Genomic DNA, 25041 nt, shown 5'->3' with positions numbered 1-25041 from the left:
TAGGGTCTCACGGACCGCCGACAGCCCACGCAGTGACGGCCGGCCGCCCGGATCCATGTGGTCCGGACGGCCGGGTCCGGCTCACTTGATCTTGTAGTCCTGGCCCAGCAGTACGGACACGTCCGCGTTGGCGGCGGGCTTGCCCTGCTTCACCGCGTCGTCCGGGAGGCCCAGAGTCGCGGCGACCTGTGCCGCCTTCTCCTTGTCCGCCGCGGTCCGGTAGACGACCTCGGACCGGGACACGGCCGCGGACGTGCCGCCGCTGACGAAGGTGTATCCGCCGTTGATCAGCTTGACCCGGGCGGAGCCCAGTCCTGCCTCGTCCCCGGTGGCGTTCTTGACGCCGACCCGCACGGCCGCGTCCGCGGCAGGGGCCTTGACGGTGCCGCCCAGGATGTCCTTGACGACGTTCTCGGTGGCCTCGTCGGTCAGCGATCCGTCGGCCTGCACCGGCAGCAGGGTCGTCTTGTAGTCGCCGACCTTGGCGTGCTGGGCGAGCTTCGCCAGTGAGGCCCCCAGGTCCTTCTCGGGGAGGGACGGGTCGAGGATCTGCGCCAGCGTCTGCACCGTGACCGTGGCGGTCTTCGGGTCGTCCGAGACCTTCCGCAGCACGCCGCGCAGGACCGCCCCGAACCGCGTGAGCTGCTTGGCCTCGTCCTCGTCCGGCCCGCGGTAGGTGGCGTAGGCGACGGCCATCTGGCCGCTCAGGGTCTGGGCCTCGCCCTTCTTCACGAGCGGGGAGGCGCCCTTCTTGGTGTCCGGCACATCGGTGTCGGTGTCGACCTCGATGTTGCCGACCAGGTCGACCAGGGTCTCCAGGTACGGGGTGTCGAGCCGCCACGTACCCGTGATGTCGGTACCGAGGAGCGTGCCGATGGACTCGCGGGTGCCGGTGGTGCCGTCGGCGTCGACGGACTTGCCGAGGGTCGTGGCGACGCCGTCCTCGTCGGCCACCGCGAGCGAGTTGGGGAGCAGGACCGTGGTGCCCTGCTTGGTCGTCACATTGTCAACGAGCAGCGCCGTGGAGGTGCCGCCCTTCTTGGTGTTGTGCAGGTGGACGACGATGACGTCCCGCTTCTGCGGGCCCGTCGAAGCTGTGCTGTCCTTGTCCGAGTCGGACAGGCCCGGGATCATTCCGGCGGACCAGAGGTAGCCGATCCCCCCGACCACGACCAGGGCCACCACGACTATGAGCGCGACCATGCGGTTGCGGCCGCGGCGCCGGGCCTCCTCGCGCCGCTCACTGCGGCTCTCGGTGAACTTCAGCCAGTCGATGACGTCTTCGGAGTCCTCGTCGGGCTCCTCGATGAAGGAGAACTGCCCGGTGCGGTGGTCGCGGTCGGCCCGGCGCTGCCCGGGGACGGCCGGGTCCGGGTCCGGCTCCGCGCCGGTTCCGGTCGTGGGCCCGGCGTCCGGCGGGACCGGGGCGGAGGGGGGCGGGGGCGGCTGGGCGGCGGCCTGCTGCGGGACGTTCCACTGCTGCGTGGTGTCGACCGCGGCGGGCTGTCCGCCGGTGTCGTAGCCGTAGTTGTCGTACCCGCCGTACCCCGGCTGCGGCTGCTGCTGCCCGTACGGGTCGTACGCCTGCGGCTGCGCGGGCTGGGGCTGCTGGGGCTGGGCGTACGGGTCGTAGCCGTAGCCCTGATCGGCCTGCTGCGGCTGCTGCGGCTGGGCGTACGGATCGTATGGCTGCGGCTGCTGCACGTGCTGCGGCTGCTGGTACACCGGCTGCCCGTACTCGTCGTAGCCGACGATCTGCGGCTGCTGATAGTACGGATCGTACGGATTCTGTCGGTCGTTCACCGGTGCCCCTCTGCGTCGCTCATTCGCCGCGGTACAGCTGGCGCTTGTCGATGTAGCGGACCACACCGTCCGGCACCAGGTACCAGACCGGATCCCCCTGCGCGACCCTCTCACGGCAGTCCGTGGACGAGATCGCCAGCGCGGGAACCTCCACCAGGGAGACCCCGCCCTCCGGAAGTCCGGCATCCGTGAGTACGTGTCCCGGCCGCGTCACGCCGATGAAGTGGGAGAGGGAGAACAGTTCGTCCGCGTCCCGCCAGGTGAGGATCTGGGAGAGCGCGTCGGCGCCGGTGATGAAGAAGAGGTCCGCGTCGCCGTGGATCGCGCGCAGGTCCCGCAGCGTATCGATGGTGTACGTGGGACCGCTGCGGTCAATGTCGCTCCGGCTGACCGAGAACTGCGGGTTGGACGCGGTCGCGATGACCGTCATCAGATAGCGGTCCTCGGCCGGGGAGACATGCTTGTGGCTCTTCTGCCACGGCTGCCCGGTCGGGACGAAGATCACCTCGTCGAGGTGGAACTGGGCGGCCACTTCGCTGGCCGCCACCAGGTGTCCATGATGAATCGGGTCAAACGTCCCGCCCATCACGCCGAGTCGGCGCTTTCTGCGGCCGGTAGGCACTTCCTGCTCTCCCATGCGTGCAGAGCCTACTGGCACAGCTGTACGCCTTTTGCCTCAGCGGTCGCGGTTGAAGCGAGTGGTGATCCACAGCAGGAGCAACAGCGCGACGAACGCGCCGCCCCCGGTGAGAAGCGGGTTGAGGCTTTCGTGGTTGCCACCGTGCTCGCCGCCCTCGGAGGCGAGGGTGACCAGCTGGTGCGCGGTGCTCGTGAGGCTCATCTTCAGCAGGACCTATCGATCGGGAGTCGGAAGGAAGACGTCGCGCACATCGTATGCGTGCACCCCGGGCACGCTCACGCCGACTCAGTCGTTGTCGTCGTTGTTGCGGTATCCGCGCAGCAGGAGCCAGGCGAGCAGCACGGCTCCGACGAGCGAGGCGAGCAGCACGATACGAAGCGTGCTGCCGGGCCCCTGCTCTCCGGAAGCGGCGGCGAGCAGAGCAACGGTGTGCGGCATGTCGGGCGTCTCCTCAGTTATCCACAGCCCCCCGCACACCGTAGCCCCAGCACCTACGCTGGGCTGTGTCAGGGGGGCGAGCGACATCGTGTACGAACAGGGGGCCTATTCATGACCGAACGCAGCCACGAGAGCCACGAGAACGTACCGAGCAGGCAGCGCCGCCGATTCCCGGGCATCTCATCCCGGGCCTACGAACACCCGGCGGACCGCTCGGCCCTGGTGGCTCTGCGCAAGCTGAGCGGCTTCGACACCGTGTTCAAGACGCTGAGCGGTCTGCTGCCCGAGCGCAGCCTGCGACTGCTCTTCCTCTCCGACTCCGTCCGGGTGAGCGACGCCCAGTTCGCCCATCTCAACGACATGCTTCGGGACGCCTGTTACATCCTGGACCTGGAGAAGGTCCCGCCGATGTACGTCAACCAGGACCCGCAGCCCAACGCCATGTGCATCGGCCTCGACGAGCCGATCATCGTGGTGACGACAGGGCTGGTGGAACTGCTCGACGAGGAGGAGATGCGGGCCGTCATCGGCCACGAGGTGGGACACGCGCTCTCCGGCCACGCGGTGTACCGGACGATCCTCCTCTTCCTGACCAGTATCGCGGTGAAGGTCGCCTGGATTCCGCTGGGCAACGTCGCGATCATGGCGATCGTGACGGCGCTGCGCGAGTGGTTCCGCAAGTCCGAGCTGTCGGCGGACCGGGCCGGGCTGCTCGTCGGCCAGGACCTTCACGCGTCGATGCGCGGCCTGATGAAGATCGCCGGCGGCAACCACCTGCACGAGATGAACGTGGATGCCTTCCTCGCCCAGGCCGACGAGTACGAGAAGGGCGGGGATCTGCGCGACTCAGTGCTCAAGATCCTCAACCTGCTGCCCCGCTCGCACCCCTTCACCACGGTGCGCGCGGCCGAGCTGAAGAAGTGGTCCGAGACCCGCGACTACCAGCGGATCATGGACGGTCACTACCCGCGGCGTGACGAGGACAAGGACACCTCGGTGACCGATTCCTTCCGCGAGTCCGCGGCCCATTACGCGGACACGGTGCGCTCCAGCAAGGACCCGCTGATCAAGCTGGTCGGTGACATAGCCGGGGGCGCCGGTGACCTGGGCGGCAAGCTCCGCGACAAGTTCACCGGCCAGGGCAGGGGTCCGGCGGGCAAGGGCGGCGGCGCCAGCGGACCGGCGGACTCGGCCCGCCCCCAGGAGCCGGGGGACGCGGAGGGACCGGAGGCCGGGCCTAGCGGGAGCTGAACGACAGGGTGCCGCAGAGCGCCGCCGCGGACCGGCCCGTGGCGTACGGGTCGGTGCCCGCGGGGCCGCGGAGCTCGGCCTGCTGCCCGGCGAGCAGGGGGCGCAGCGCGCCGGTGGTGTCCGCCGGGCAGGCCTGCGGTCCGGCCTGGACGTAGCTGGTACGCACCTCCAGCCGGTGCAGCCGCAGGTCCTCCTGGTCGAGGCGGAAGGTCAGCTCGCGCCGTACGGTGAAGAGGGATGCCTCGCCTGCCCGTTGGGGGTCCGTGGTGACCGGGCGCAGGGTGTAGGTGAAGGTGTGGTCCGAGGTCACCTGCAGGGTGCTGGCTCCCTCCTCCCGGTAATCCAGCGTGCCCCGGACCTTGACGTCCGGGGCGGCCAGCGCCACCTTCGCCGGGTCGAACCGCACCAGCCAGCCGGCCGCCGCGTGCTGTCCGTCGTCCTGAGGCCGGTCCATGCTCCGCTCGAACTGAACGGTCTGGTCCGGGTCCAGCAGCATCTCCACCGGGCGCACCGCGACGCCGGTGAGTACGTCGGGATCGAGCGAGGAGGCGACCAGATAGTCCTTGACGGTGGTCAGGGCGGCCGTCACCTGGGTCTCGGAGAAGTTGTCCGTCCGGCTGACCGGCGGCAGATCGATGCCTTCGGCACCTGTCTCGAAGTGGGCGGCGGGGCTCCGGGCGAGCAGAGTGGCGGGGGCGCCGCCCGGCACCGTGCCCCGGGGGGACAAGGGGATCACGGTCGACCTCAGCGGTTCGGCCGGTCGGGCGGTGGGGGCCTGGTAGGGGCGGCTCAGGCCCATGAAGACGGCCGTGCCGAAAGCCAGCGTGATCAGGAGGATCAGCACGACGGCGGCCCTGGGGCCGGTACGCCAGCGCCGGGTCGGCAGGCTGCGTACGGCGGGTGCGTGGTCCTCCATGCGTTCCTGGGCGGAGAACTCCCGCAGCCGGGCGGCGCGCACGAACGACTCGTCGAAGACGAGTGAGCGGTACTCGTCCTCGCCGCCGCCCGCCGGGTTCCCGGGCCCTTCCGGTGGTTCTCCGCGGTCTGCCATGACTTCTCCCGACTCCACGTCACCGACCGGGGCCGAAACGCTTCGCTCCGCCTCGGCCGAGCGGCCTCGGACAGGGCCTGCCCGTCATGAACTCACATGACGTCGCACGACTGCGCATATAGCGGACGAGTGAGAAGCCCCCTCGGCGAGAGGGGTCACACATTCAGGGTAGGTCGATTGGGACTGGGGTAAACGTCCGGCCGCGGGAGAAACGCGGGGAAACGCGGGGAACCATGGAGAACGGCCGGGAAGGGACGCGGCCCGGGGCTGCGGAGGGGGAGGGTCAGCCGGTGTGCGGGGTCGCGGACACCGTGGGACGCGGGTAGTCCGGCGAAGCCTGCGGAGCGGTGCCGGGGGCGGCGCCCGGGGCGGTGTCCACGCCCGTCGTGGCGGGCGGCGGGGCGGGGTCCTGACGGCTGCCCGAGCTGTTGCGGTAGACCGCGCCGAAGGCCAGGGCGACCATCCCGATGCCCATCAGCACGGCGAGCAGCCAGGCCACCGGCCGATGCCAGCGCGCCGCTCCCCGGTAGGGCCGCAGACCTCCGCCGTGCCGCCCGTAGGGGCCGTGGTGGTACGCGTCGCCGTCCAGGTCCGGGGGGTCGTCGTAGGCGCTCCGGCGGGCGTGCGCGCCGGAGCCGTACACCTCGTCGTGGGCATCCTCGTCCAGCGGGCCGCCGCGCGTCGCCGCACGGGCGGCCTCCGCATCGGCGCGGGCCTGGGCGGCCGCCAGCAGCCGCTCGACGGCGGTCGGCTCATGGATCTCGGCGGCCTGTACGAAGTCCTCGTCGAACACCACGGAGGCGAAGTCCTCGTCCGCGCCCCCGCGGTCGTCGTCGGGCTCCCAGCCGTCCGGGAACGGCCTGCCCCCCACGTCGTCCGGCACGCCTCCAGACTAGCCCCGCCGGGTGGTTCTGGGCAGGGAGCGCGCGACATTCACCGGGCCCGGAGCGTCACCGCACGTGCCCGTCGCCGGTGACGATGTACTTGGTCGAGGTCAGCTCCGGCAGCCCCATCGGGCCCCTGGCGTGCAGCTTCTGGGTGGAGATGCCGATCTCGGCGCCGAAGCCGAACTGGCTGCCGTCGGTGAAGCGGGTGGACGCGTTCACCGCCACCGTCGTGGAGTCCACCAGTTGGGTGAAGCGGCGGGCCGCGGCCTGGGAGGTGGTCACGATCGCCTCGGTGTGGCCGGAGGACCAGAGCCGGATGTGCGCGACGGCCGCGTCCAGCGAGTCGACGACGGCCGCGGCGATGTCGTACGAGAGGTACTCGGTCTCCCAGTCCTCCGGCGTCGCCTCCACCACCGTGGCCTTGGAGCCCCCGGCGTGGGCACGGACCCGCGCGTCACCGTGGACGGTCACGCCCGCGTCGGCCAGCGCGTCCAGGGCGCGGGGCAGGAACCGCGCGGCGATGTCCTGGTGGACCAGGAGCGTCTCGGCGGCGTTGCAGACGCTCGGGCGCTGCGCCTTGGAGTTGACCAGGATGTCCACGGCCATGTCGAGGTCGGCCTCGGCGTCCACGTAGACGTGGCAGTTTCCGGTGCCGGTCTCGATGACCGGCACGGTGGACTCCTCGACCACGGTGCGGATCAGAGAGGCGCCGCCGCGCGGGATGAGGACGTCGACAAGGCCGCGGGCGCGCATCAGGTCCCGTACCGAATCGCGGCTCTCGCCCGGCACCAGCTGCACCGCGTCGGCCGGGAGCCCGGAGCCGCCGACGGCGTCGCGCAGCACGCGGACGAGCGCGGCGTTGGAGGAGTACGCGGAGGACGAGCCGCGCAGCAGGACGGCGTTCCCCGACTTCAGGCAGAGGGCGGCGGCGTCGACCGTCACATTGGGCCGGGCCTCGTAGATGATCCCGACCACGCCGAGCGGCACCCGGACCTGCCGGAGGTCGATGCCGTTGGGCAGGGTCGAGCCGCGGACGACCTCGCCGACCGGGTCCGGCAGCGCCGCCACGTGGCGCACGTCGGCGGCGATGGCGCGGACGCGCTCCGGGGTGAGGGTGAGCCGGTCGATGATCGACTCGCTGGTGCCGGTCTCGCGGGCTCGGGCGACGTCCTCGGCGTTGGCCTCGACGATCTCGCCGGTCCGCACCTCCAGCGCGTCCGCGATCGCCATCAGCGCGTCGTCCTTCGCCGCGCGCGGCAGTGGCGCGATGTCCGCGGCGGCGGAACGGGCCCGGTAGGCGGCCTGGGCGACCGGGGACATGTTGTCGTACGGCGAGAGCGTGGTCATGCCCGCAGGGTAGTGCGCACACTGCGGGCATCCGGCACTTATCCCGTGATGCGAGACAACTCCCCTGCCGGTGGCCGCGGCGCTCAGTACGGGTGCACTCCGACCGGGGCTGCCGGGGGCGGCCCGTATCCCTCGGCGAGGCGCTGATGGTAGGTCTCGCGGTCGATGACCTCCAGGCCGACGATCTTCCAGGGTGGCAGCCTGGCCGTGGAGCGGTGTTCGCCCCACAGCCGCAGGGCGACGGCCGCCGCGTCGTGCAGGTCCCGGGCCTCCTCCCAGTAGCGGATCTCCGCGTGGTCGTCGGCATACCTGCTGGTCAGCAGGAAGGGATGGTCGTGCGCGAGCTGTTCGAGGCCGCGTCTGATCTCCTTCAGCGGTGTGGCGGCCCCCGAGACACTGAGCGTGATGTGCCACAGCTTCGACGGGACGCGTTCCTCCCGTGCCGTCGGCCCGGACTCGGTGGCCCGGTCGTCGTCGCCTCGGTCCGTCGACCGGCTTCTGTCGAAGTCGGCGCCTGCTCCGACGCTGGTCAGGGCACGGCCACCCGTTCCTCGGGGCGGCGCCCCCGGGCGCGCTCGTCTCACCGGCGGCCTCCTGTGAATGCGTTTGCTGTGCTGTACCCCGCTGTTTCCCCACTACAGAGTTGACCAGTCCGCGGCGGGAAATGGGGCGGTTTTCGTGAAGGTCTCCGCCCCGAGGCTGGACTTTCAGCCGTTTCAGGGGTCGGTCAGGGGTGGAGAACGACCAGATCGTCCCTGTGTACGACCTCGCGTTCGTAGGCCGGGCCGAGTTCCCGCGCCAGGTCGCGGGTGGAGCGGCCGAGCAGCTGGGGGATCTCCTTGGCGTCGAAGTTGACGAGCCCGCGGGCCACCGGGCGGCCTTCGAGGTCGCGCAGCTCCACGGGGTCGCCAGCGGTGAACTCGCCCTCGACCGAGGCGATTCCGGCGGGCAGCAGCGAGCTGTGGCGTTCGACGACCGCGGTCACGGCCCCGTCGTCCAGGGTCAGCGAGCCCCGCGGGGTGGAGGCGTGGGCGAGCCAGAGCAGCCGGTCCGCCGAGCGTCGTCCGGTGCGGTGGAAGTACGTACCGGTGTCGCGGCCCGCCAGGGCGTCGGCGGCCCGGCTGGCCGAGGTGAGGACGACGGGAACCCCTGCGGCCGTGGCGATCCGGGCGGCCTCGACCTTGGTGACCATGCCGCCGGTACCGAGGCCCGCCTTGCCGGCGCTGCCGATGGTGACGCCGGCCAGGTCTTCGGGGCCGGTCACCTCGGCGATGCGCGAGGTTCCCGGGGTGCTGGGGTCGCCGTCGTAGAGGCCGTCCACGTCGGAGAGGAGGACCAGCAGGTCGGCGCGGACGAGGTGGGCGACGAGCGCGGCGAGCCGGTCGTTGTCGCCGAACCGGATCTCGTCCGTGGCCACGGTGTCGTTCTCGTTGACGACCGGGAGCGCGCCCATGGCCAGGAGCTGGTCGAGGGTGCGGTAGGCGTTGCGGTAGTGGGCGCGGCGGCTGGTGTCGTTGCTGGTGAGCAGCACCTGGCCGACGCGCACGCCGTACCGGGCGAAGGAGGCCGTGTAGCGGGCCACGAGCAGCCCCTGGCCCACGCTGGCGGCGGCCTGCTGTCTGGCCAGGTCCCTGGGGCGGCGCAGCAGGCCGAGCGGGGCGAGCCCGGCCGCGATGGCACCGCTGGAGACCAGTACGACCTCGCGTTCCCCGCCGCTGCGCACCTTGGCCAGCACGTCGACGAGCGCATCGACCCGGTCGGCGTCGAGGCCGCCCGCCGCGGTGGTGAGGGAGGAGGAACCGACCTTGACCACGATCCTGCGGGCTTCCGTGACGCCCTGCCTTGCCCCTGACACGTCCATCCCCAATGATTTCGGCCGCTCCGGCCCCCGCAATCTACGCGAGAGGCGGCGGGGACGCTCGGGCGTTCCGCTCCCTGGACCGGACGGGTGCGGCCACCGCGCCTCTCGTCACCGGCCCGGATCTCCCCGGACCCGGAAAAGCGGATTAACCCTCTCCGTTTCGCTGTCCCACCAGCCCGGCGACCCGGCCACCCATTCGCCCGCTTGTTCACTTGTCCGCTTGTTCGCTCATCCAGCAATTGCGAAGGAATGGTGAATAAGAAATACCCTCTCTTCACCCAGTCGAACACCCCGCCACCTTTGGCCAAATATCAACTGTCCGTACATGCAACCATTGGGGCACCCCGACCATCTAACAGCCGATAGGGTGCACCGCGGGCAGCGCGCCATGCCCGTTTTCCAGCGGCATGGAACCCGTATCGGGTGCCGCCAGAGGGACTTCTACAGACATGGGACAGCAGCAATGCCAGTCAAAGTAAGTGTCGTCATTCCTGTGTACAACCCGGGCGAGTACATCGATCCCTGCATCGACTCGCTGCTGCGGCAGACCCTCCCGGCAGGAGAGTTCGAAGTCCTCTTCGTCAACGACGGCTCGACGGACGACACCCGCGAGCGACTGGAGAAGCTGGCCGGGGAGCACCCTCATTTCCGTGTCATCACCATCCCCAATTCCGGCTGGCCGGGGAAGCCCCGGAACGTCGGCGTGGGCGAGGCCCGGGGCGAGTACATCCAGTTCGTCGACCAGGACGACCACCTCGCCCCGGACGCCCTGCGGCGGCTGTACGAGATGGGGCGGCGCAACGGCTCCGACATCGTCATCGGCAAGGTGGCCAGCAACTTCCGCGGCGTCCCGCACGGGGTGTTCAAGCAGAACCGCGAGAAATGCACGCTGCGTGACGCACCGCTGTACGACAGCCTCACCCCGCACAAGATGTTCCGCACGGAGTTCCTCCGGAAGAACGGCATCGCCTACCCCGAGGGGAAACGCCGCCTGGAGGACCAGCTCTACATGATGGAGGCCTACTTCCCGGCGGAAGTCGTCTCCATCCTGGGTGACTACACCTGCTACTTCTACTCGCGCCGCGACGACGGCAAGAACGCGGGTTCCGCCAGGATCGTCCCGGCCGCCTACTACGGAAACCTCCGCGAGGTCCTGGACGTGGTGGTGGCCAACACCGAGCCGGGCGAGTTCCGTGACCTGCTGCTGCGCCGCTTCTACCGGGTCGAGATGCTCAGCAGGCTCAGCGAACCCGCGGTGGTCAAATACCAGCCCGGCTTCTTCGGCGAGATGTGCGACGCGATCAGGCCGCTGGCCCTCGAATTCATGGGCGACGGGGTGCACGACGGGCTCGGCCCGCTGCTGCGGCTCCGCTCCACCCTGCTGCGCGCGGACGACCGGGAGGGGCTGCTGCGGATCGCCCGGTTCGCCGGGTCCGTCAAGGCCGCCGCCCGCCTGGAGGAGTTCGCCTGGCAGCCCGACGGCAGTGCCACCGTCACCGTGACCGCCCGCCTGGTCCGGGGCGAGGACGAGGCACCGGTCAAGCTGCTGCGCCGGGACGGCCGCTACTTCCTGCACCCGGACAACGAGGGCGCCCAGGCAGCCGGGGACGACCCCGTCGACGTCACCGAGGACCTCGGCGGCTTCTCCGCCGAGATGTCCCTGCGCAACCGGGAGACGGCCGTCGAGTGGCCCTGCCCCGCGACGTTCACCCGGCGGTTCGAGGACCTCGGCAACGGAGCCTGCGAAGTGGTGCTGCACGGCAGCGGACGGCTCTCCCCGGACGCGGTCAAGGGCCGCGGCCGGCTCGCGCGCGGCTTCTGGGACGCCTGGGTGCCGCTGCGCGGGCTGGGCCTGGTCCGCAAGGCCCGGCTCGGCGCCGACCGCGCCCCGGAAGTGGACGCCGCCTGCCTGCCCGCCTCGCTGGGCTCACCGGCCCGTGCCGTCATCCCGTACTTCACCGACCCGTTCGGCAATCTCACGCTCGATGTCGCCCGGCGCAGCAAGACGCTCGCGGCGTACCTGGCCGACCGGCCCGTGATGCGCGCCCCCGGCCGCCGGACCGAACTCCGGCTGGACCTGCTCACCACCGCGGCGACCGCCTCCTGCGACGTCCAGCTGGTCCTGAGCCCGGCGTCCGGGTCCGGTGCGGTGCACACCCTGCGCGCCGCGCTCCACCCCGCCGGGGGCCGGGCCCACATCGCCGTGCCCGCCCGCGCGCCCGGCGTGGCGGCGGGGGCCTGGAACCTCGCCGTGCGGCTGGACGGCGAGAAGAACCCCGCCCTGGCCCTCTGCGCCGTCACCCTCTCCGAAGGCGGCCGGATCGAGGTGGACCCGAAGCTGCCCGAGGTTCCAGCAGCCCTCCTGGCGGACGTCGCCGCCAAGCGCCGGAAGGCCGCCCTGCGCCGTGCGCTGCGCGCCGTCGGCGGCCCGTTCGTGCGCAGGCTCCCCCCGGAGGGCCGCAAGCGGGCACGCCGTCTGGCCGCCCGGTTCACTGGCTGAGGCCGGCCCGTACGCACTCCCGCCCCGAACAGAACAGCGACAGAACAGAAGGACGTGATCGCATGCGGCAGCTCTCCCTCGCAGGGGCCTGGGTGCATGAGCCCAAGGTCTTCCCGGACAGCCGTGGCAGCTTCCACGAGTGGTTCCGGGCCGCGGAGCTGGAGAACGCCCTCGGGCACCCGCTGCGGCTGGCGCAGGCCAACTTCTCCGTCTCCAGCCGGGGCACGCTGCGCGGTGTGCACTTCGCCGACGTACCGCCGAGCCAGGCGAAGTACGTCAAGTGCGTGCGCGGCGCGGTGCTCGACGTCATCGTGGACCTCCGGGTCGGCTCCCCCACGTACAAGCGGTGGGAGGCCGTCCGGCTCGACGACGTGGACCACCGCTCCGTCTATCTCGCCGAGGGCCTCGGCCACGCCTTCATGGCGCTGACCGACGACGCCTCGGTCGCCTACCTCTGCTCCGAGGGCTACGCGCCCGAGCGCGAGCACGGTGTCCACCCGCTCGACCCCGGGCTGGGCATCGTGTGGCCGTCGGACATCCCCCCGCTGCTGTCCGACAAGGACGCGGCGGCCCCCTCCCTGGCCGAGGCCGAGCAGAAGGGCCTGCTGCCCACGTACGAGGCCTGCCAGGAGTACTACGCGCTGCTGCGCGCCCGCGGCTGATCCCCGGGCGGCACGCCGAAGCCCCCGCGGGTCCGGACGGCGGACCCGCGGGGGCTTCGTGTGCGGCCGGTCAGCCGGTCACCCTCTCGATGCGCGTGCGCAGCGGCGCAAACGCGGAGCGCGGGCGGCGCAGATTGCGGGCGCGGTTGAGGGCCGGCCAGAAGTCGGCACGGAGCAGCGCCTCGGGCCGCACGGCGTTCTTCCGGCTCAGGACCTCCTCGGGCACGTCCTGCGGGTCGGGGACGACGTACTCCTCGATGATCTTGTCGTACGCGTTCTTGAGGGTGTCGTTCGCCGGGTCGGCGCCGAACACGACGACCACGCCGGTCGGCTCCGTGTCCACCTCGGCGACCACCAGGTCGGGGCGGTAGCGGCGGAGCACCTGTACGACCTTGTAGACGTCGCCCGTCCAGAACTTCGTGTGCCGGTCGCGGGCGGCCTCGTCGACGTCGCGCGGCAGCATGTCGTCCAGCACGATCACGCTCGACCAGCGGGAGTGCTTCTCCACATTCATGAAGTCGCGCAGGGCGTACTCGAAGAGGTGCATGCCGTCGATGAAGGACAGCTCCAGCTTTGGATCGCCGCCCAGGAGGTTGAGCGCGTCGCGGCGGGCGAGGGCGCGGAACGGGTTACGGCCGTTGCGCAGGTGCAGGAGCGGGTCCTTGCGGGCGAAGAAGTCGTCGCTCGTCGCCCTGACCAGGTGAACGTCGCAGCTGATGTCCGTCACGACCCGGAAGGCGGGGTCGACGGCGACGGAAGGCACCCGCGAGAGAGCCAGGCTTCTGCCGTCGTTGACCCCGATCTCCAGATAGTTCCGGGGGCGGTAGACGCGGTGCAGGTGACGCAGGAAGTCATGGCGGTTCACGTGGAGCAGCCCTTCGCAGAAACCAACTGGCGTGATGCCCGGCGAAGTTATCTTATGACCATCTCATGACGTAAGCGTTCGCTGATATGTAAATATGCTTTGCGCTTTCAATCGAATTGATCGATCAATTGACGATCATGAACGTTCTGTCGCGAGCAGTGCCGGAAACGCCTCCGTCAGCGCCGCCCGCCAGTCCCGTACCGGTTCGATTCCGGCCGCGGCCCAGCGGTCGTGGCCCAGCACGCTGTACGCGGGGCGGGGCGCCGGGCGCACGAAGGCCTCGCTGGTCGTGGGCCGGACACGCTCCGGGTCGGTGCCGAGCAGCCGGAAGATCTCCCGGGTGAAGCCGAACCAGGTCGTCTCGCCGCCGCTGGTGCCGTGATAGACACCGGCGGGCGCGGTGCCCGCGAGAGCCGCCTGGCCGAGCCGGACCAGCCGGTCGGCGAGATCAGCCGTCCAGGTGGGCTGGCCGCGCTGGTCGTCCACCACGTCAAGGGTCTCCTTGACGCCCTCCAGCCTGATCATCGTACGGACGAAGTTGCCGCCGCCCGCGCCGTAGAGCCAGGCGGTGCGGACCACGTAGCCGGTGTCCGGAAGGGTGCTCAGCACGGCCCGTTCACCGGCCAGCTTGGTGCGGCCGTAGGCGCTGCGCGGCCCGGTCGGGTCGTCCTCGGCGTACGGCTTCCCGGCGTCACCGGCGAAGACGTAGTCGGTGGAGACCTGGAGCAGCACGGCGCCGTGCTCGCGGCAGGCCTCGGCGAGGACCGCCGGGCCCGTGCCGTTGACGCGTAGCGCGGCCTCCTCCTGGGACTCCGCGTCGTCGACCGCGGTCCAGGCGGCGCAGTTCACCACCACGGCGGGGCGGTGCTCCTCAAAGGCCGTCCGCACCGGCTCCGGGTCCGCGATGTCCAGCGCCGCGCGGTCCGCGGCGACCGCGGTGACGTCCTCGTCGGCGAGCCGGGCCAGGACGTCCCGGCCCAGCATCCCGGCGGCGCCGGTGACCAGCCAGACGGCGCTCACAGGGCGGCCCTCTCCTTCAGCGGCTCCCACCAGGCGCGGTGGTCGCGGTACCACTGGACCGTCTCGGCGAGGCCGGTGCGGAAGTCCTTGCGGGGCTCGTAGCCCAGCTCCGCGCGGATCTTGGTGCAGTCGACCGAGTAGCGGCGGTCGTGGCCCTTGCGGTCCTCCACGTAGGTGACGCTGGTGTCCCAGTCGGCTCCGCAGGCTTCCAGCAGCAGCCCGGTCAGCTCCTTGTTGGACAGCTCGGTGCCGCCGCCGATGTTGTAGACCTCGCCGGGCCTGCCCTGGGTGCGGACCAGCTCGATGCCCTGGACGTGGTCGTCGATGTGCAGCCAGTCGCGGACGTTGGCGCCGTCGCCGTAGAGCGGGACCGTCTTGCCGTCGAGCAGGTTGGTGACGAAGAGCGGGATGACCTTCTCGGGGAAGTGGTGGTGTCCGTAGTTGTTGGAGCAGCGGGTCACCCGCACGTCGAGGCCGTGGGTGCGGTGGTACGAGAGCGCGATCAGGTCGCTGGACGCCTTGGCCGCGGAGTACGGCGAATTCGGCGCCAGCGGCTCGGTCTCGGACCAGGAGCCCTCGTCGATCGAGCCGTACACCTCGTCGGTGGAGATGTGCACGAACGTCCTGACGCCCGCCAGGTGCGCGGCGTGGATCAGGGTGTGCGTGCCCACGACATTGGTACGGACGAACTCGGCGCCCCCGTCGATCGAACGGTCCACGTGCGACTCGGCGGCGAAGTGCACCACCTGGTCGTGCTCGGCCATCAGCGTGGCGACCAGCCCCGCATCACAGATGTCGCCCTGCACGAACCGGAAGCCCGGGTGCCCGCGCACCTCGTCGAGATTGGCCGGATTGCCCGCGTAGGTCAGTTTGTCGAGCACGGTGACCGCGACATCGCCGGGCCCCTCGGGGCCGAGCACCGTACGGACGTAGTGCGAGCCGATGAAGCCGGCACCGCCGGTCACCAGGATGTGGGTGGTCATGAGGAGATCTGCACCTTGCTGTGGTCGCCGAGCACGAGTCGGTGGGCGGACGGGGAGCGGGGAGCGGGGGTCACTTCGACGTCATGGCCGATGAGCGACGCCTCGACGCGGCGGACACCGACGATGGAGGCGCCCCGCAGGACGATGGAGTACTCGATCTCGCTGTCCTCGATGCGGACGTCCTCCGAGACCGAGGTGAACGGACCCACGTACGCGCCGCTGATCACCGACCGGGCTCCGATGATCGCGGGCCCGACGATCCGGCTGGCGCTGACCCTGGCGCCCGCCTCGATCCGCACCCGGCCGATGATCTCGCTGTCCGCGTCGACCTCGGCGTCCTCGTGGGTGGGCTCGACGGTCTCCAGGACCGTCCGGTTGACCTCCAGCATGTCGGTGACGTTGCCGGTGTCCTTCCAGTAGCCGTGGATCGTGGTGGAGCGGACGTCGCGCTTCTGGTCGATCAGCCACTGGATGGCGTGGGTGATCTCCAGCTCGCCGCGCCAGGACGGTTCGATGGCGCGGACCGCCTCGTGGATCACGGGGGTGAAGAGGTAGACACCGACGAGCGCCAGATCGCTCTTGGGCTCCTTCGGCTTCTCCTCCAGCGCCACCACCCGGCCCGCGGCGTCCAGCTCCGCGACGCCGAAGGAGGTCGGGTTGGGCACCTGCGTCAGCAGGATCTGCGCATCGGGCCGGTCCGAACGGAACTCCTCCACCAGACCGGTGATCCCCCCCACGATGAAGTTGTCACCCAGGTACATGACGAAGTCGTCGTCCCCCAGGAAGTCACGGGCGATCAGCACGGCGTGGGCCAGCCCGAGCGGCTCGTCCTGGAGGATGTACGTGACCTCGATGCCGAGCGCGGATCCGTCGCCGACCGCTTCCCTGATCTCGGGAGCGGTGTCGCCCACGATGATGCCGACCTCGGTGATTCCGGCATCCGCGATCGCCTCCAGCCCGTAGAACAGCACGGGCTTGTTCGCCACGGGCACCAACTGCTTGGCCGAAGTATGCGTAATAGGGCGCAGGCGGGTGCCGGCCCCTCCGGACAGTACGAGAGCCTTCACTTGACCAGTCCCCAAGAAGATCTTTCGGTCCCGTCGCATCCGCGACGTCCGATCGATTTTACTGAGATTCGGTTTGATATCCGGAGAATCCGCCACGCTCACCCATCGGAAATGCGCACGCTTTACAAGCGGCCATTACCCCACATTCAGGCGCGCCTTCCAGCGCTTCGCGTCACGGCGCATCCTGCTGGCCACCCGCCGCGACAGCGAGACCTGGCGGACGACCACCGCCTTCGGGCGCTCGACGCGCTTGCCGTCACGCCAGTCGGGCACGGTGACCTCGTACAGGGAATCGGGCAGCGCGGCCGCCCGGTCGCGGAAGCGCGGGTACGCGAGGTAGAGCTTCCCCCCGTCGGACGAACGGACCATGTCCGGAACCTTCTTCGCCCGGACGTACTGGACCATCTCGATGAGCAGATCCGTACTGCCGTAGGCCACACAGGCGAGGCGCAGCCGCTCCGGGATCTTGATCCGCCGGGCCACGCCCGCGTGCCAGTACGTGTCCATGAGCGGACGAGCCAGTTCCATTTTGTGCCGCCGGACTTCCTCGGAATCCTTCAGCACGATGGGCCCGAACTGCTGGAGCATCCCCACCGTAAAGGGCCGGACCATCAGGAAATCACGCTTCGGCCCCGCCGGCTCAATGCGGTGAATAAGCGCCATCATGGCGCTCATCGAGTCGAAGCGCCATACATAGGTACCGCTCTTTGTGACGTGCTTCCCGTCGTCCCGGCCCACCAGGTAATAGCAGACATAATCGGCGATCACCGAAATCCCGGCACCTCGCAGATACGCCTCCATCGTGAAGAGCGCGTCCTCACCGGTCCGGAGATTCTCATCGAATCTCAGGGAGAGCCGTTCCAGGAGTTCGCGCCGGAAGAGTTTCTGCGCACTCAGGGTGTATATGACCTTGGATTTATAGACATCGACACGCTCCTTGGTGGCGCCCCACATCGACTGCGGCGCCCCCCGGTTCACGCCGACCACCTTGCCGAGCACCACGTCGGTCCCGGCCCGGTCGGCCATGTCCACCATGCGGGCCAGGGCTTCTTCGCCGAAATAGTCGTCCGCGTCCAGGAAGAAGACATAGCGGCCGCGCGCCAGACCGATCCCCACATTGCGCGGCCCGCTGGGCCCGCCGGAGTTCTCCTGTCTGACGACCCTGGTCCGCACCTTCGATCTCGCCGCGAATTCCTCCAGATACTCTCCGGTACCGTCGGTGGACCCGTCGTCGACTGCCACGATTTCGATCCGGTCGGCGCCGATCGTCTGCGCCTCCACGGATTCAAGACAACGAACGAGGTAAGGCATCGCCTCATATGCGCCGACGATCACGGTCACATCTGGAATTCCCGTCTGGTTCACATAAACAGAAGACAGTCGACCGTCTCCATCGGTTGTCCAGCACCGCGTAAAGAGATAGTGACACTCATCACAAAGGCCCGGTACAACCCTTCGCGGGTTGGACCGGGCCTTACTCGATCACGTAATGCGAATGTGCGGCTCCTCAGCCGCTCACGGGCTCCCCGAGGCTCTTGGCGACCCCGGTATTCCGGGCTTCGGACCTGGCCGCGAGCGCCGTGACCGCGTTGTCGAACTGCACGATCGAGGTGGGCTCGTCCGGGCCGAGCAGGTACCGCTTCAGCTCGCGCCGGTCGTCCGCCAGGGTGTCCGAGGCCGGATCCTCGACCGCGGCGAGCAGCTCGTCCAGCTCGGCCGCCGAGTTGGACAGGATCACCGCCGCACGCACCGCGGTGTTCTGCCGACGGAACTCCTCCGCTCCCAGCTCGGCCGAGTCCGTGACCGCGTACGGCTTGCCGCTCGCGATGAAGTCGGAGACCACACTGGAAATGTCCGAGACCATCGCGTCCGACTCGTTGAAGCAGTCGTACAACCGCATCTGGGCGCCGGTGATGACCCGGTGCTCCCACCAGCCCTGCGCACGCCAGGACGCCGCGTTCCACTCGTCCTTGAGCCGCGCCGTCTCGGCCTCGCGCGCCGGGTCGGCCAGCGAGTCACGGGACTGCTCCGCCTCGTCGCGCGCGGTGTTCGCGCCGCCGCCGGCCAGCTCGGCCAGCCGCGCCTCGATACGGACCATTTCGGCCCTCGCCGCGGCCTGCCCGCCCTTGAGCGCGGCCGCCTGCTCGGCCCAGCGGGAATCGGTGGCGCGCTCCGCGGCGGCCTTCTCGATCATCGCGGTGATGCGCTGGTGGACGGCCTTGGCCTTGGAGCTGCGGGTGCCGGTGAAGGGGTGCGGCTTGTACAGCAGCCGGATCGGCCGCTCGGCCGTCAGCAGCCGCCGGACGATGTTCTCGCCGGCCAGCAGCAGAGAGGTGTTGCCCGGGCTGTCGTCCCAGCCCTCCCAGGTGGGGGCGTACAGCACGGTCGGGATCGGGTTCTTCTGCGTACCGGACCACGGCTGGATGGTGGCCAGCTGCGGGCGGCCCACCTCCACGATGTCCTCGTCGCGCACCCCGACGTCGGCCAGCGCGTAGCGGTCGCGTCCGGCCCGGCCCGCGGTCCACACCTCGTCGTAGACCTTGCTGTAGGGGTTGACGCTGGCGATCTTGTCGCTGTCGCCGTGGCCGATGAAGACGTGCTTCATCGTCGGCACCCGGAGCAGGTGGATGTTCTTGCCGACGTTGGCCGCGTAGAGCGCGACCCGCACCGACGAGAGGTCCAGGTTCATCAGGTGCACGCCACCGGGGACGCAGAGCACCGGCACCGAGGTGGTGGCGAGCTGCGGCACGATGTTGCGCTCGCGCAGCAGGACCATCGGCCGCCCGCCGAGCTGGGCCATCGTCTCCAGCCACATGTTGACCTGGTAGGCCGACTCCTTGGACCCCGAGAAGTAGAGGACCACCGTCGGCTGGTACTCGCGCAGCCAGGTGCCGACCGCGGCCAGCGTCCGGTCCGCGGAGGGCGCGCGGTGCTTCGGGCGGATGTACGGCAGGAGCAGGAGCAGGTAGCCGAGGGCGCCGAGGAGCGTCACGGCGAATCCCGCGTAGGCGATGCCGTCCACACCGGTCTCGATCGCGATCAGCACGCCCGCTATGGCGAAGATGTCCAGGTGGAGCATCTTCTCCGCGGGGCGGTTCGTCAGCAGCAGCGGCGGGGCGTCCGGAACCCGCAGCCGCTCCAGGTCGACGTTGAGGGTGAGCACCGGCAGCTTGCGGCGCAGCCGGATCAGGGTGACGATCACGCTCTGTGGCGCCTGGAGTCCGTAGAAGAGCAGCAGGCAGGCGACCGTCACGTAGAACAGCGTCTCCTCGCCGAGTCCCATGCGGGACAGCAGCAGGATGAGCAGCAGCTGGCGGACCAGGAAGCGGATCGAAATCCCGGCCCGGACTGCGGTGAGCCGATTGACCAGGTAACTTCCGCGGTGGTGCAGATAGCGGTCCGCGAGATAGGTGGCCGCGGCAGCCGCGGCGAAGAACCAGAGATTGGGGATTATTGCCGCGAGCATTATGCACGGGAACCCCACAGCCATCAGGAGCGCGGCGGCCAGCTCCGAACCGCTGCCCACCCGAGCCAAGCGCATGGCTTTCGAAATCACGAAGTACCGCTCCCGAGGGTGCCGACTTGCTTTACGTTACGAGGGGACTGTGAAGGCAGAGCTTCACGAATTCGGACCCCTGCGGTTCGCGCGAAGCGACAGCAGGGGTCCGAATAGTCGATTGTCAAGCAGTATTACACATCGGCCTGTCGGTCCAGGACGGAGGCAAGGGCCTGCTCGAAACCGGACGCCTCGGAAGCGCCCCTGGTCGGGTCCTGCTGACGTACGTCGATGACATGACCGGTCAGCTCGGAGAGCAGGACGTCGAGGGACGTCCTGGCCACCGCTTCGGAGGAGAGCAGCGTGCCCGCGGGCTCCTGGCCGAAGGCCTTGGTGCGCATCGGGGTGGCGGTGCGCTCGGGGTTCACGCAGTTCACCCGCACACCGTCGGCCGCCCACTCGTCCGAGAGCGCCTGGGTGAGGTTCACCATGGCGGCCTTGGTCGAGGAGTACAGGCTGTACTCCGCGCGGCCCCGGGTGTAGCTGCTGGAGGTGTAGAGCAGCAGCTGGCCCTTGGTCTCGGCGAGGTACTTGTACGAGGCGCGGGCGATCTGCACGGGGGCCAGGTAGTTGACGTTGAGCGCTTCCTGGATGGTCGCGCTGTCGGTCTCGGCGAGCTTGCCGATGCGGAGCACCCCGGCGGTGTTGATGACGTAGTCGACCCGGCCGGTCTCGGCGTACGCCTTGGAGAGCGCCTCGTCGATGTGTTCCGGGTTCTCCACGTGGGTGCCGGTGGTGGAGCGGCCCAGGGCGTAGACGGTGGCGCCGTAGGACTCGGCGAGCGTCGCGATATCCGCGCCGATGCCGTACGAGCCGCCGAAGACGACCAGGGTCCTGCCGGTGAGCAGCTCGCGGTAGGCGGCGTCGTCGGCGGGCTGCGGGGCTGCCGTGGAGGCCAGCTGGAACAGCTTGTCCGCGATGAAGACGTCGACCGGCTGCGTGACCTTCATGTTGTACTCGTCGCCGGCCACGACATAGATCGGCACGTCGGGGAGGTACTTCAGCACGACCGAACAGTCGTCGGTCGCCTGGAAGTTCGGGTCGCCCGCGGCCACCTCGTACGCCCGGCGGATCGTGGACAGCTTGAAGGCCTGCGGCGTCTGGCCCCGGCGCAGCCGGGAGCGGTCCGGCACGTCGGTGATGAACTCGCCGTCACCGCCGTGGGTGCGGGTCACGATGATCGTGTCCGCGGACGGGATGGCGACATCGACCGCCTGGTAGCGGTCGAGGGCGTCGACACAGTCCTTGATGACGCGCTGCGAGAGCAGCGGGCGCACGGCGTCGTGGAACAGGACGTTGCGGTCCTCCCCCTCGGCCAGGCCCTCGCCGAGGGCCGCGATGGCGCGCTCGGTGGTCTCGTTGCGCGTGGCGCCGCCCTCGATCACCTTGACGACCTTGGCGAGTCCGGCCTTGGCGACGATCTTCTCCACGTCGGGCACGTAGCCCGGCGCCATCAGCACGATGACGTCGTCGATGGAGTCGGCCTGCTGGAAGATCGACAGCGTGTGCTCGATGACGGCCTTGCCAGCGATCTTCAGCAGCTGCTTGGGAATGGACAGACCCACGCGCTGGCCGGTGCCGCCGGCGAGCACGACTGCTGTGGTTCGGGCTTTGGCTATGTGCTGAGCAGACACAGACGACCTACCTTGCGAGGCTGGGAGACACAGCGATGGTTGCACTCTCCGTTACCGTCTCGCAAGGTGGACGACGGCCACCCCACGCTGCGCCGAAACCTTTTGTTCCCTTGCCATCAGGGCGAATACCGGAATCAGCGCCTCCCTGACGGGTGATCGACGCCACACGACTGAGCGGCGCTCCTCACCCCTGAGCAGGTTTGGTTCCCTCGGACGTGTGACATGAGGAACGCGTTCCGGCCGGTCGCCGAGGCCGTACGGGACGTACGACCGGCCGGAACGAGATGGCCGGATCAGAACGGGTTGAAGTCGTCGAACTCGCGCTGCGACTCGTCGCGCTCCGCGTCGCGCTCGCGGCGCCGCTGTGCCGCCGGGCGCGGCGCCTCGAAGCGGTGGTCCTCGCCGCGGCGGCCGAGCATCTCCGCACCGGCGGCCATCGACGGCTCCCAGTCGAAGACGACCGCGTTGTCCTCGGCGCCGATCGCGACGCCGTCGCCCGAGCGGGCACCGGCCTTCAGCAGCGCGCTCTCGACCCCGAGGCGGTTGAGCCGGTCGGCCAGGTAGCCGACGGCCTCGTCGTTGCTGAAGTCGGTCTGGCGCACCCAGCGCTCCGGCTTCTCGCCGCGCACCCGGTAGAGGCCGTCCTCCTCCTGCGTGACGGTGAAGCCCGCTTCGTCGACGGCCTTCGGGCGGATGACGATCCGGGTCGCCTCCTCCACCGGCTTGGCGGCGCGCGCCTCGGCGACGATCCCGGCGAGCGCGTAGGAGAGCTCCTTCAGCCCGGTCCGGGAGACCGCGGACACCTCGAAGACGCGGTAGCCGCGTCCTTCCAGGTCCGGCCGGATCATGTCGGCGAGGTCCTGGCCGTCCGGGATGTCGACCTTGTTGAGGACGACGACGCGGGGCCGGTCCTCCAGACCGCCGTACTGCTTCAGCTCCTCCTCGATGATGTCGAGGTCGGAGACCGGGTCGCGGTCGGACTCCAGCGTCGCGGTGTCCAGCACGTGCACCAGGACCGAGCAGCGCTCGACGTGCCGCAGGAACTCCAGGCCGAGGCCGCGGCCCTGGCTGGCCCCCGGGATCAGGCCGGGGACGTCGGCGACGGTGTAGACGGTGCTGCCCGCGGTGACCACGCCGAGGTTCGGGACCAGGGTGGTGAAGGGGTAGTCGGCGATCTTCGGCTTGGCCGCGGACAGGACGGAGATCAGCGAGGACTTGCCCGCGCTCGGGTAACCGACCAGCGCGACGTCGGCGACGGTCTTCAGCTCCAGGACGATGTCCCGGGCCTCGCCGGGCTCGCCGAGCAGCGCGAAACCGGGGGCCTTGCGCCGGGCGGAGGCCAGCGCGGCGTTGCCGAGGCCGCCGCGGCCGCCCTGACCGGCGACGAACGTGGTGCCCTGGCCGACCAGGTCGGCGAGCACCTCGCCGTTCCGGTCGAGCACGACCGTGCCGTCGGGCACCGCCAGGACCAGGTCCTGGCCGTCCTTGCCCGAGCGGTGGTCACCCGCACCCGGCTGGCCGTTGGTGGCCTTGCGGTGGGGGTGGTGGTGGTAGTCGAGAAGTGTGGTGACCGCCTGGTCGACGACCAGGGTCACATCGCCGCCACGGCCGCCGTTGCCGCCGTCCGGGCCGCCGAGCGGCTTGAACTTCTCGCGGTGTACGGAGGCACAGCCGTGGCCTCCGTTACCCGCGGCGACATGCAGTTCGACGCGGTCCACGAAGGTGGTCATGGGTGGAACCTCCAGTTACATCCGTACAGAAATATCTCACTCGTACCGTCCCGCCGCCCGCGCACCGAAGCCCGGGGGAACGGCGTTCCTCATGGGAGGAACACGCGAAAGGCGGACCCGCTTCCCGATCGGGAAGTGAGGTCCGCCTCCGCAGAAACCGCTCGACGAGCGCCGGGTTCGTCAGCCGGCGATCGGAACGATGTTCACGACCTTGCGGCCACGGTGCGTGCCGAACTCGACCGCACCGGCGGCGAGAGCGAACAGCGTGTCGTCGCCGCCACGGCCGACGCCCGTGCCCGGGTGGAAGTGGGTGCCGCGCTGGCGGACCAGGATCTCACCGGCGTTGACGGCCTGGCCGCCGAAGCGCTTCACGCCGAGCCGCTGAGCATTGGAATCGCGCCCGTTCCGGGTGGACGATGCGCCCTTCTTGTGTGCCATGTCTCCTCAGTCCCTTACTTCGCAGCCGCGGGGATACCGGTGACCTTGATCGCCGTGTACTGCTGGCGGTGACCCTGGCGACGGCGGTAGCCGGTCTTGTTCTTGTAGCGAAGGATGTCGATCTTCGCGCCCTTGTGGTGGTCCACAACCTCGGCCTGGACCTTGATGCCGGCCAGCACCCACGGGTCGCTGGTCACGGCGTCGCCGTCGACCACGAGCAGGGTCGAGAGCTCGACCGTGTCGCCAACCTTGGCCGTGGAAATCTTGTCAACCTCGACGATGTCACCGACAGCAACCTTGTGCTGACGGCCACCGCTGCGCACGATGGCGTACACGCGGATCTCTCTCTCGCTCGGAACGGAACCCCTGATGCCAGCCGCTCCCCCGGACCGGAGTCCGGAATGATCCGATTGGACGAGCGGCCTCTCCTGGCAGGCGGAGCCGCCGGGAGGAATGTGCTCAGGGGAAGGCGCGCATAGGAAACACGCCGATGGGCAAGATTACGGGGCTGTCTTCGGCGGGTCAAACCGGGCCGCTGCCGGACGCCTCGGGCGAGCGCGTATCGCGCCAGGTCGTAGGCTCGCCGCGCGAGGTCCTACTCCGAAAGGCAGACGTTCAGTGAACTACAGAGTCCAGCCCACCGCCCAGGTCGACGAGACCGCCGAGATCGGCGCCGGGAGCAGTGTCTGGGAGCTTGCCCAGATCCGCGAGCAGGCCCGGCTCGGCGAGGGCTGTGTGGTCGGACGCGGCGCCTACGTCGGTACGGGCGTCCGGATCGGCGACAACGTCAAGATCCAGAACTACGCGCTCGTGTACGAGCCCGCCGAGCTGGCCGACGGGGTCTTCATCGGCCCGTCGGTGGTCCTCACCAACGACCACAACCCGCGCTCCGTCGACCCCGACGGCAAGCAGAAGCGCGGCGGCGACTGGGAGGCCGTGGGCGTGAAGATCGCCGAGGGCGCGTCCCTGGGCGCCCGCTCGGTCGCCGTGGCCCCGGTCCGGATCGGCCGCTGGGCCATGGTCGCGGCCGGCGCGGTCGTCACCAAGGACGTCCCGGACTTCGGACTGGTGGTCGGGGTTCCGGCCCGGCGGATCGGCTGGGTCGGCCATGCCGGTGTGCGGCTGGTGGAGAGCGCGGACGAGCCGGGTGTGTGGGAGTGCCCGCAGACCGGTGCGCGGTACCACGAGGCCGACGGGGGCACGCTCACCGAGGCCGGTCCCGCGGCGTCGTAGGCGTACCGGACGCCGCTGGCGTACGCCGACGTACGGGCAGGGGCCCCGGACGGCCTGAGACGGCCGTCCGGGCCC

23 protein-coding genes are annotated in these 25041 nt (G+C 69.9%); 4 read left to right on the top strand and 19 right to left on the bottom strand.

Features of this window, described 5'->3' with window-relative positions; genetic code table 11:
* Positions 1-81: 81 nt before the first annotated feature.
* The 4 genes from ACFVWY_RS07900 to ACFVWY_RS07885 form a co-directional block, all read right to left on the bottom strand.
* The gene (locus ACFVWY_RS07900; protein WP_389868392.1) at positions 82-1803 is read right to left on the bottom strand and encodes an LCP family protein; all 1722 of its coding nucleotides are present in this window, start codon (positions 1801-1803) and stop codon (positions 82-84) included.
* A 19-nt stretch (positions 1804-1822) separates the two neighbouring features.
* Complete coding sequence (gene nadD, locus ACFVWY_RS07895; RefSeq protein ID WP_329821052.1) at positions 1823-2440, bottom strand: nicotinate-nucleotide adenylyltransferase; 618 nt, start codon at positions 2438-2440, stop codon at positions 1823-1825.
* Between the two features lie 39 nt (positions 2441-2479).
* On the bottom strand, positions 2480-2644 hold the full coding sequence (locus ACFVWY_RS07890; RefSeq protein WP_352275268.1) for a hypothetical protein: 165 nt from the start codon (positions 2642-2644) through the stop codon (positions 2480-2482).
* An 84-nt stretch (positions 2645-2728) separates the two neighbouring features.
* Positions 2729-2881: a hypothetical protein gene (locus tag ACFVWY_RS07885; RefSeq protein ID WP_389868390.1), complete on the bottom strand. Its 153-nt coding sequence runs from the start codon at positions 2879-2881 to the stop codon at positions 2729-2731.
* A 111-nt stretch (positions 2882-2992) separates the two neighbouring features.
* On the opposite strand from ACFVWY_RS07885, the gene ACFVWY_RS07880 reads away from it, so the two are divergent.
* A complete protein-coding gene (locus ACFVWY_RS07880; RefSeq protein ID WP_389868388.1) occupies positions 2993-4132 on the top strand; it encodes a M48 family metallopeptidase in 1140 nt (379 codons plus the stop codon).
* On the opposite strand, the gene ACFVWY_RS07875 is transcribed toward ACFVWY_RS07880, so the two are convergent.
* The 5 genes from ACFVWY_RS07875 to proB all read right to left on the bottom strand — a co-directional run bounded on the left by ACFVWY_RS07875 (position 4119) and on the right by proB (position 9230).
* A complete protein-coding gene (locus ACFVWY_RS07875; protein ID WP_389868386.1) occupies positions 4119-5183 on the bottom strand; it encodes a hypothetical protein in 1065 nt (354 codons plus the stop codon). The two genes, ACFVWY_RS07880 and ACFVWY_RS07875, sit on opposite strands and share 14 nt — an antisense overlap.
* A 283-nt stretch (positions 5184-5466) precedes the next feature.
* Entirely contained in the window at positions 5467-6066 is a 600-nt protein-coding gene (locus ACFVWY_RS07870; RefSeq protein ID WP_389868384.1) for a hypothetical protein, read from the bottom strand.
* A 67-nt stretch (positions 6067-6133) separates the two neighbouring features.
* Positions 6134-7417, bottom strand: a complete 1284-nt coding sequence (locus tag ACFVWY_RS07865) for a glutamate-5-semialdehyde dehydrogenase (RefSeq protein WP_389868382.1) — start codon at positions 7415-7417, stop codon at positions 6134-6136.
* Between the two features lie 83 nt (positions 7418-7500).
* Complete coding sequence (locus ACFVWY_RS07860; protein ID WP_389868380.1) at positions 7501-8001, bottom strand: hypothetical protein; 501 nt, start codon at positions 7999-8001, stop codon at positions 7501-7503.
* A 143-nt stretch (positions 8002-8144) separates the two neighbouring features.
* Positions 8145-9230 carry a glutamate 5-kinase gene (proB, locus tag ACFVWY_RS07855; RefSeq protein ID WP_389869012.1) on the bottom strand — a complete coding sequence of 362 codons (1086 nt, stop codon included), beginning with the start codon at positions 9228-9230 and terminating at the stop codon, positions 8145-8147.
* A gap of 511 nt (positions 9231-9741) precedes the next feature.
* On the opposite strand from proB, the gene ACFVWY_RS07850 reads away from it, so the two are divergent.
* Together ACFVWY_RS07850 and ACFVWY_RS07845 are read left to right on the top strand one after the other, a co-directional pair.
* Positions 9742-11778, top strand: coding sequence for a glycosyltransferase family 2 protein (locus tag ACFVWY_RS07850; protein WP_389868379.1), 2037 nt, complete (start codon positions 9742-9744; stop codon positions 11776-11778).
* Positions 11779-11840: 62 nt separating this feature from the next.
* Positions 11841-12440 (top strand): dTDP-4-dehydrorhamnose 3,5-epimerase family protein, encoded by a 600-nt coding sequence (locus ACFVWY_RS07845; RefSeq protein WP_389868377.1) that lies wholly within the window; start codon positions 11841-11843, stop codon positions 12438-12440.
* A 70-nt stretch (positions 12441-12510) separates the two neighbouring features.
* Here the strand turns inward: ACFVWY_RS07845 and ACFVWY_RS07840 are convergent, their stop codons facing one another.
* The 10 genes from ACFVWY_RS07840 to rplU form a co-directional block, all read right to left on the bottom strand.
* Entirely contained in the window at positions 12511-13305 is a 795-nt protein-coding gene (locus tag ACFVWY_RS07840; protein WP_389868375.1) for a class I SAM-dependent methyltransferase, read from the bottom strand.
* A 135-nt stretch (positions 13306-13440) separates the two neighbouring features.
* Positions 13441-14289 carry a dTDP-4-dehydrorhamnose reductase gene (gene rfbD, locus ACFVWY_RS07835; protein WP_389869009.1) on the bottom strand — a complete coding sequence of 283 codons (849 nt, stop codon included), beginning with the start codon at positions 14287-14289 and terminating at the stop codon, positions 13441-13443.
* A 32-nt stretch (positions 14290-14321) separates the two neighbouring features.
* On the bottom strand, positions 14322-15308 hold the full coding sequence (gene rfbB, locus ACFVWY_RS07830) for a dTDP-glucose 4,6-dehydratase (protein ID WP_389868374.1): 987 nt from the start codon (positions 15306-15308) through the stop codon (positions 14322-14324).
* Positions 15305-16375, bottom strand: a complete 1071-nt coding sequence (locus ACFVWY_RS07825; RefSeq protein WP_389868372.1) for a glucose-1-phosphate thymidylyltransferase — start codon at positions 16373-16375, stop codon at positions 15305-15307. Before ACFVWY_RS07825 ends, rfbB begins: the two co-directional genes overlap by 4 nt.
* Positions 16376-16510: 135 nt before the next feature.
* On the bottom strand, positions 16511-17725 hold the full coding sequence (locus tag ACFVWY_RS07820; protein ID WP_389869006.1) for a glycosyltransferase family 2 protein: 1215 nt from the start codon (positions 17723-17725) through the stop codon (positions 16511-16513).
* Positions 17726-17882: 157 nt separating this feature from the next.
* Entirely contained in the window at positions 17883-19931 is a 2049-nt protein-coding gene (locus ACFVWY_RS07815) for a hypothetical protein (RefSeq protein ID WP_389868370.1), read from the bottom strand.
* Positions 19932-20065: 134 nt separating this feature from the next.
* The gene (locus ACFVWY_RS07810; protein WP_389868368.1) at positions 20066-21565 is read right to left on the bottom strand and encodes a D-ribitol-5-phosphate cytidylyltransferase; all 1500 of its coding nucleotides are present in this window, start codon (positions 21563-21565) and stop codon (positions 20066-20068) included.
* 293 nt (positions 21566-21858) lie between these two features.
* The gene (obgE, locus tag ACFVWY_RS07805; RefSeq protein WP_389868366.1) at positions 21859-23295 is read right to left on the bottom strand and encodes a GTPase ObgE; all 1437 of its coding nucleotides are present in this window, start codon (positions 23293-23295) and stop codon (positions 21859-21861) included.
* Positions 23296-23475: 180 nt separating this feature from the next.
* Positions 23476-23733: a 50S ribosomal protein L27 gene (rpmA, locus tag ACFVWY_RS07800; RefSeq protein ID WP_018103204.1), complete on the bottom strand. Its 258-nt coding sequence runs from the start codon at positions 23731-23733 to the stop codon at positions 23476-23478.
* Between the two features lie 14 nt (positions 23734-23747).
* Positions 23748-24068 carry a 50S ribosomal protein L21 gene (rplU, locus tag ACFVWY_RS07795; RefSeq protein WP_042812502.1) on the bottom strand — a complete coding sequence of 107 codons (321 nt, stop codon included), beginning with the start codon at positions 24066-24068 and terminating at the stop codon, positions 23748-23750.
* 283 nt (positions 24069-24351) lie between these two features.
* On the opposite strand from rplU, the gene ACFVWY_RS07790 reads away from it, so the two are divergent.
* Positions 24352-24966, top strand: a complete 615-nt coding sequence (locus tag ACFVWY_RS07790; protein ID WP_389868364.1) for an acyltransferase — start codon at positions 24352-24354, stop codon at positions 24964-24966.
* Positions 24967-25041 lie beyond the last annotated feature (75 nt).

The organism is Streptomyces sp. NPDC058195, from assembly GCF_042883525.1.
In the GTDB taxonomy this organism is placed as follows: Bacteria; Actinomycetota; Actinomycetes; order Streptomycetales; family Streptomycetaceae; genus Streptomyces.
Note: the sequence above shows the minus strand (reverse complement) of the source record. Positions and strands in the feature narration are given on the sequence as shown.

Excerpts from the sequence above, each read along its gene's own strand:
- ACFVWY_RS07865 (WP_389868382.1), bottom strand. The coding sequence starts at position 7,417 with ATGACCACGCTCTCGCCGTACGACAACATGTCCCCGGTCGCCCAGGCC.
- ACFVWY_RS07845 (WP_389868377.1), top strand. The coding sequence starts at position 11,841 with ATGCGGCAGCTCTCCCTCGCAGGGGCCTGGGTGCATGAGCCCAAGGTC.
- ACFVWY_RS07885 (WP_389868390.1), bottom strand. The coding sequence starts at position 2,881 with ATGCCGCACACCGTTGCTCTGCTCGCCGCCGCTTCCGGAGAGCAGGGG.
- rpmA (WP_018103204.1), bottom strand. The coding sequence starts at position 23,733 with ATGGCACACAAGAAGGGCGCATCGTCCACCCGGAACGGGCGCGATTCC.
- ACFVWY_RS07890 (WP_352275268.1), bottom strand. The coding sequence starts at position 2,644 with ATGAGCCTCACGAGCACCGCGCACCAGCTGGTCACCCTCGCCTCCGAG.
- rfbD (WP_389869009.1), bottom strand. The coding sequence starts at position 14,289 with ATGCTGGGCCGGGACGTCCTGGCCCGGCTCGCCGACGAGGACGTCACC.
- rfbB (WP_389868374.1), bottom strand. The coding sequence starts at position 15,308 with ATGACCACCCACATCCTGGTGACCGGCGGTGCCGGCTTCATCGGCTCG.
- nadD (WP_329821052.1), bottom strand. The coding sequence starts at position 2,440 with ATGGGAGAGCAGGAAGTGCCTACCGGCCGCAGAAAGCGCCGACTCGGC.
- obgE (WP_389868366.1), bottom strand. The coding sequence starts at position 23,295 with ATGACCACCTTCGTGGACCGCGTCGAACTGCATGTCGCCGCGGGTAAC.
- ACFVWY_RS07880 (WP_389868388.1), top strand. The coding sequence starts at position 2,993 with ATGACCGAACGCAGCCACGAGAGCCACGAGAACGTACCGAGCAGGCAG.
- ACFVWY_RS07875 (WP_389868386.1), bottom strand. The coding sequence starts at position 5,183 with ATGGCAGACCGCGGAGAACCACCGGAAGGGCCCGGGAACCCGGCGGGC.
- ACFVWY_RS07850 (WP_389868379.1), top strand. The coding sequence starts at position 9,742 with ATGCCAGTCAAAGTAAGTGTCGTCATTCCTGTGTACAACCCGGGCGAG.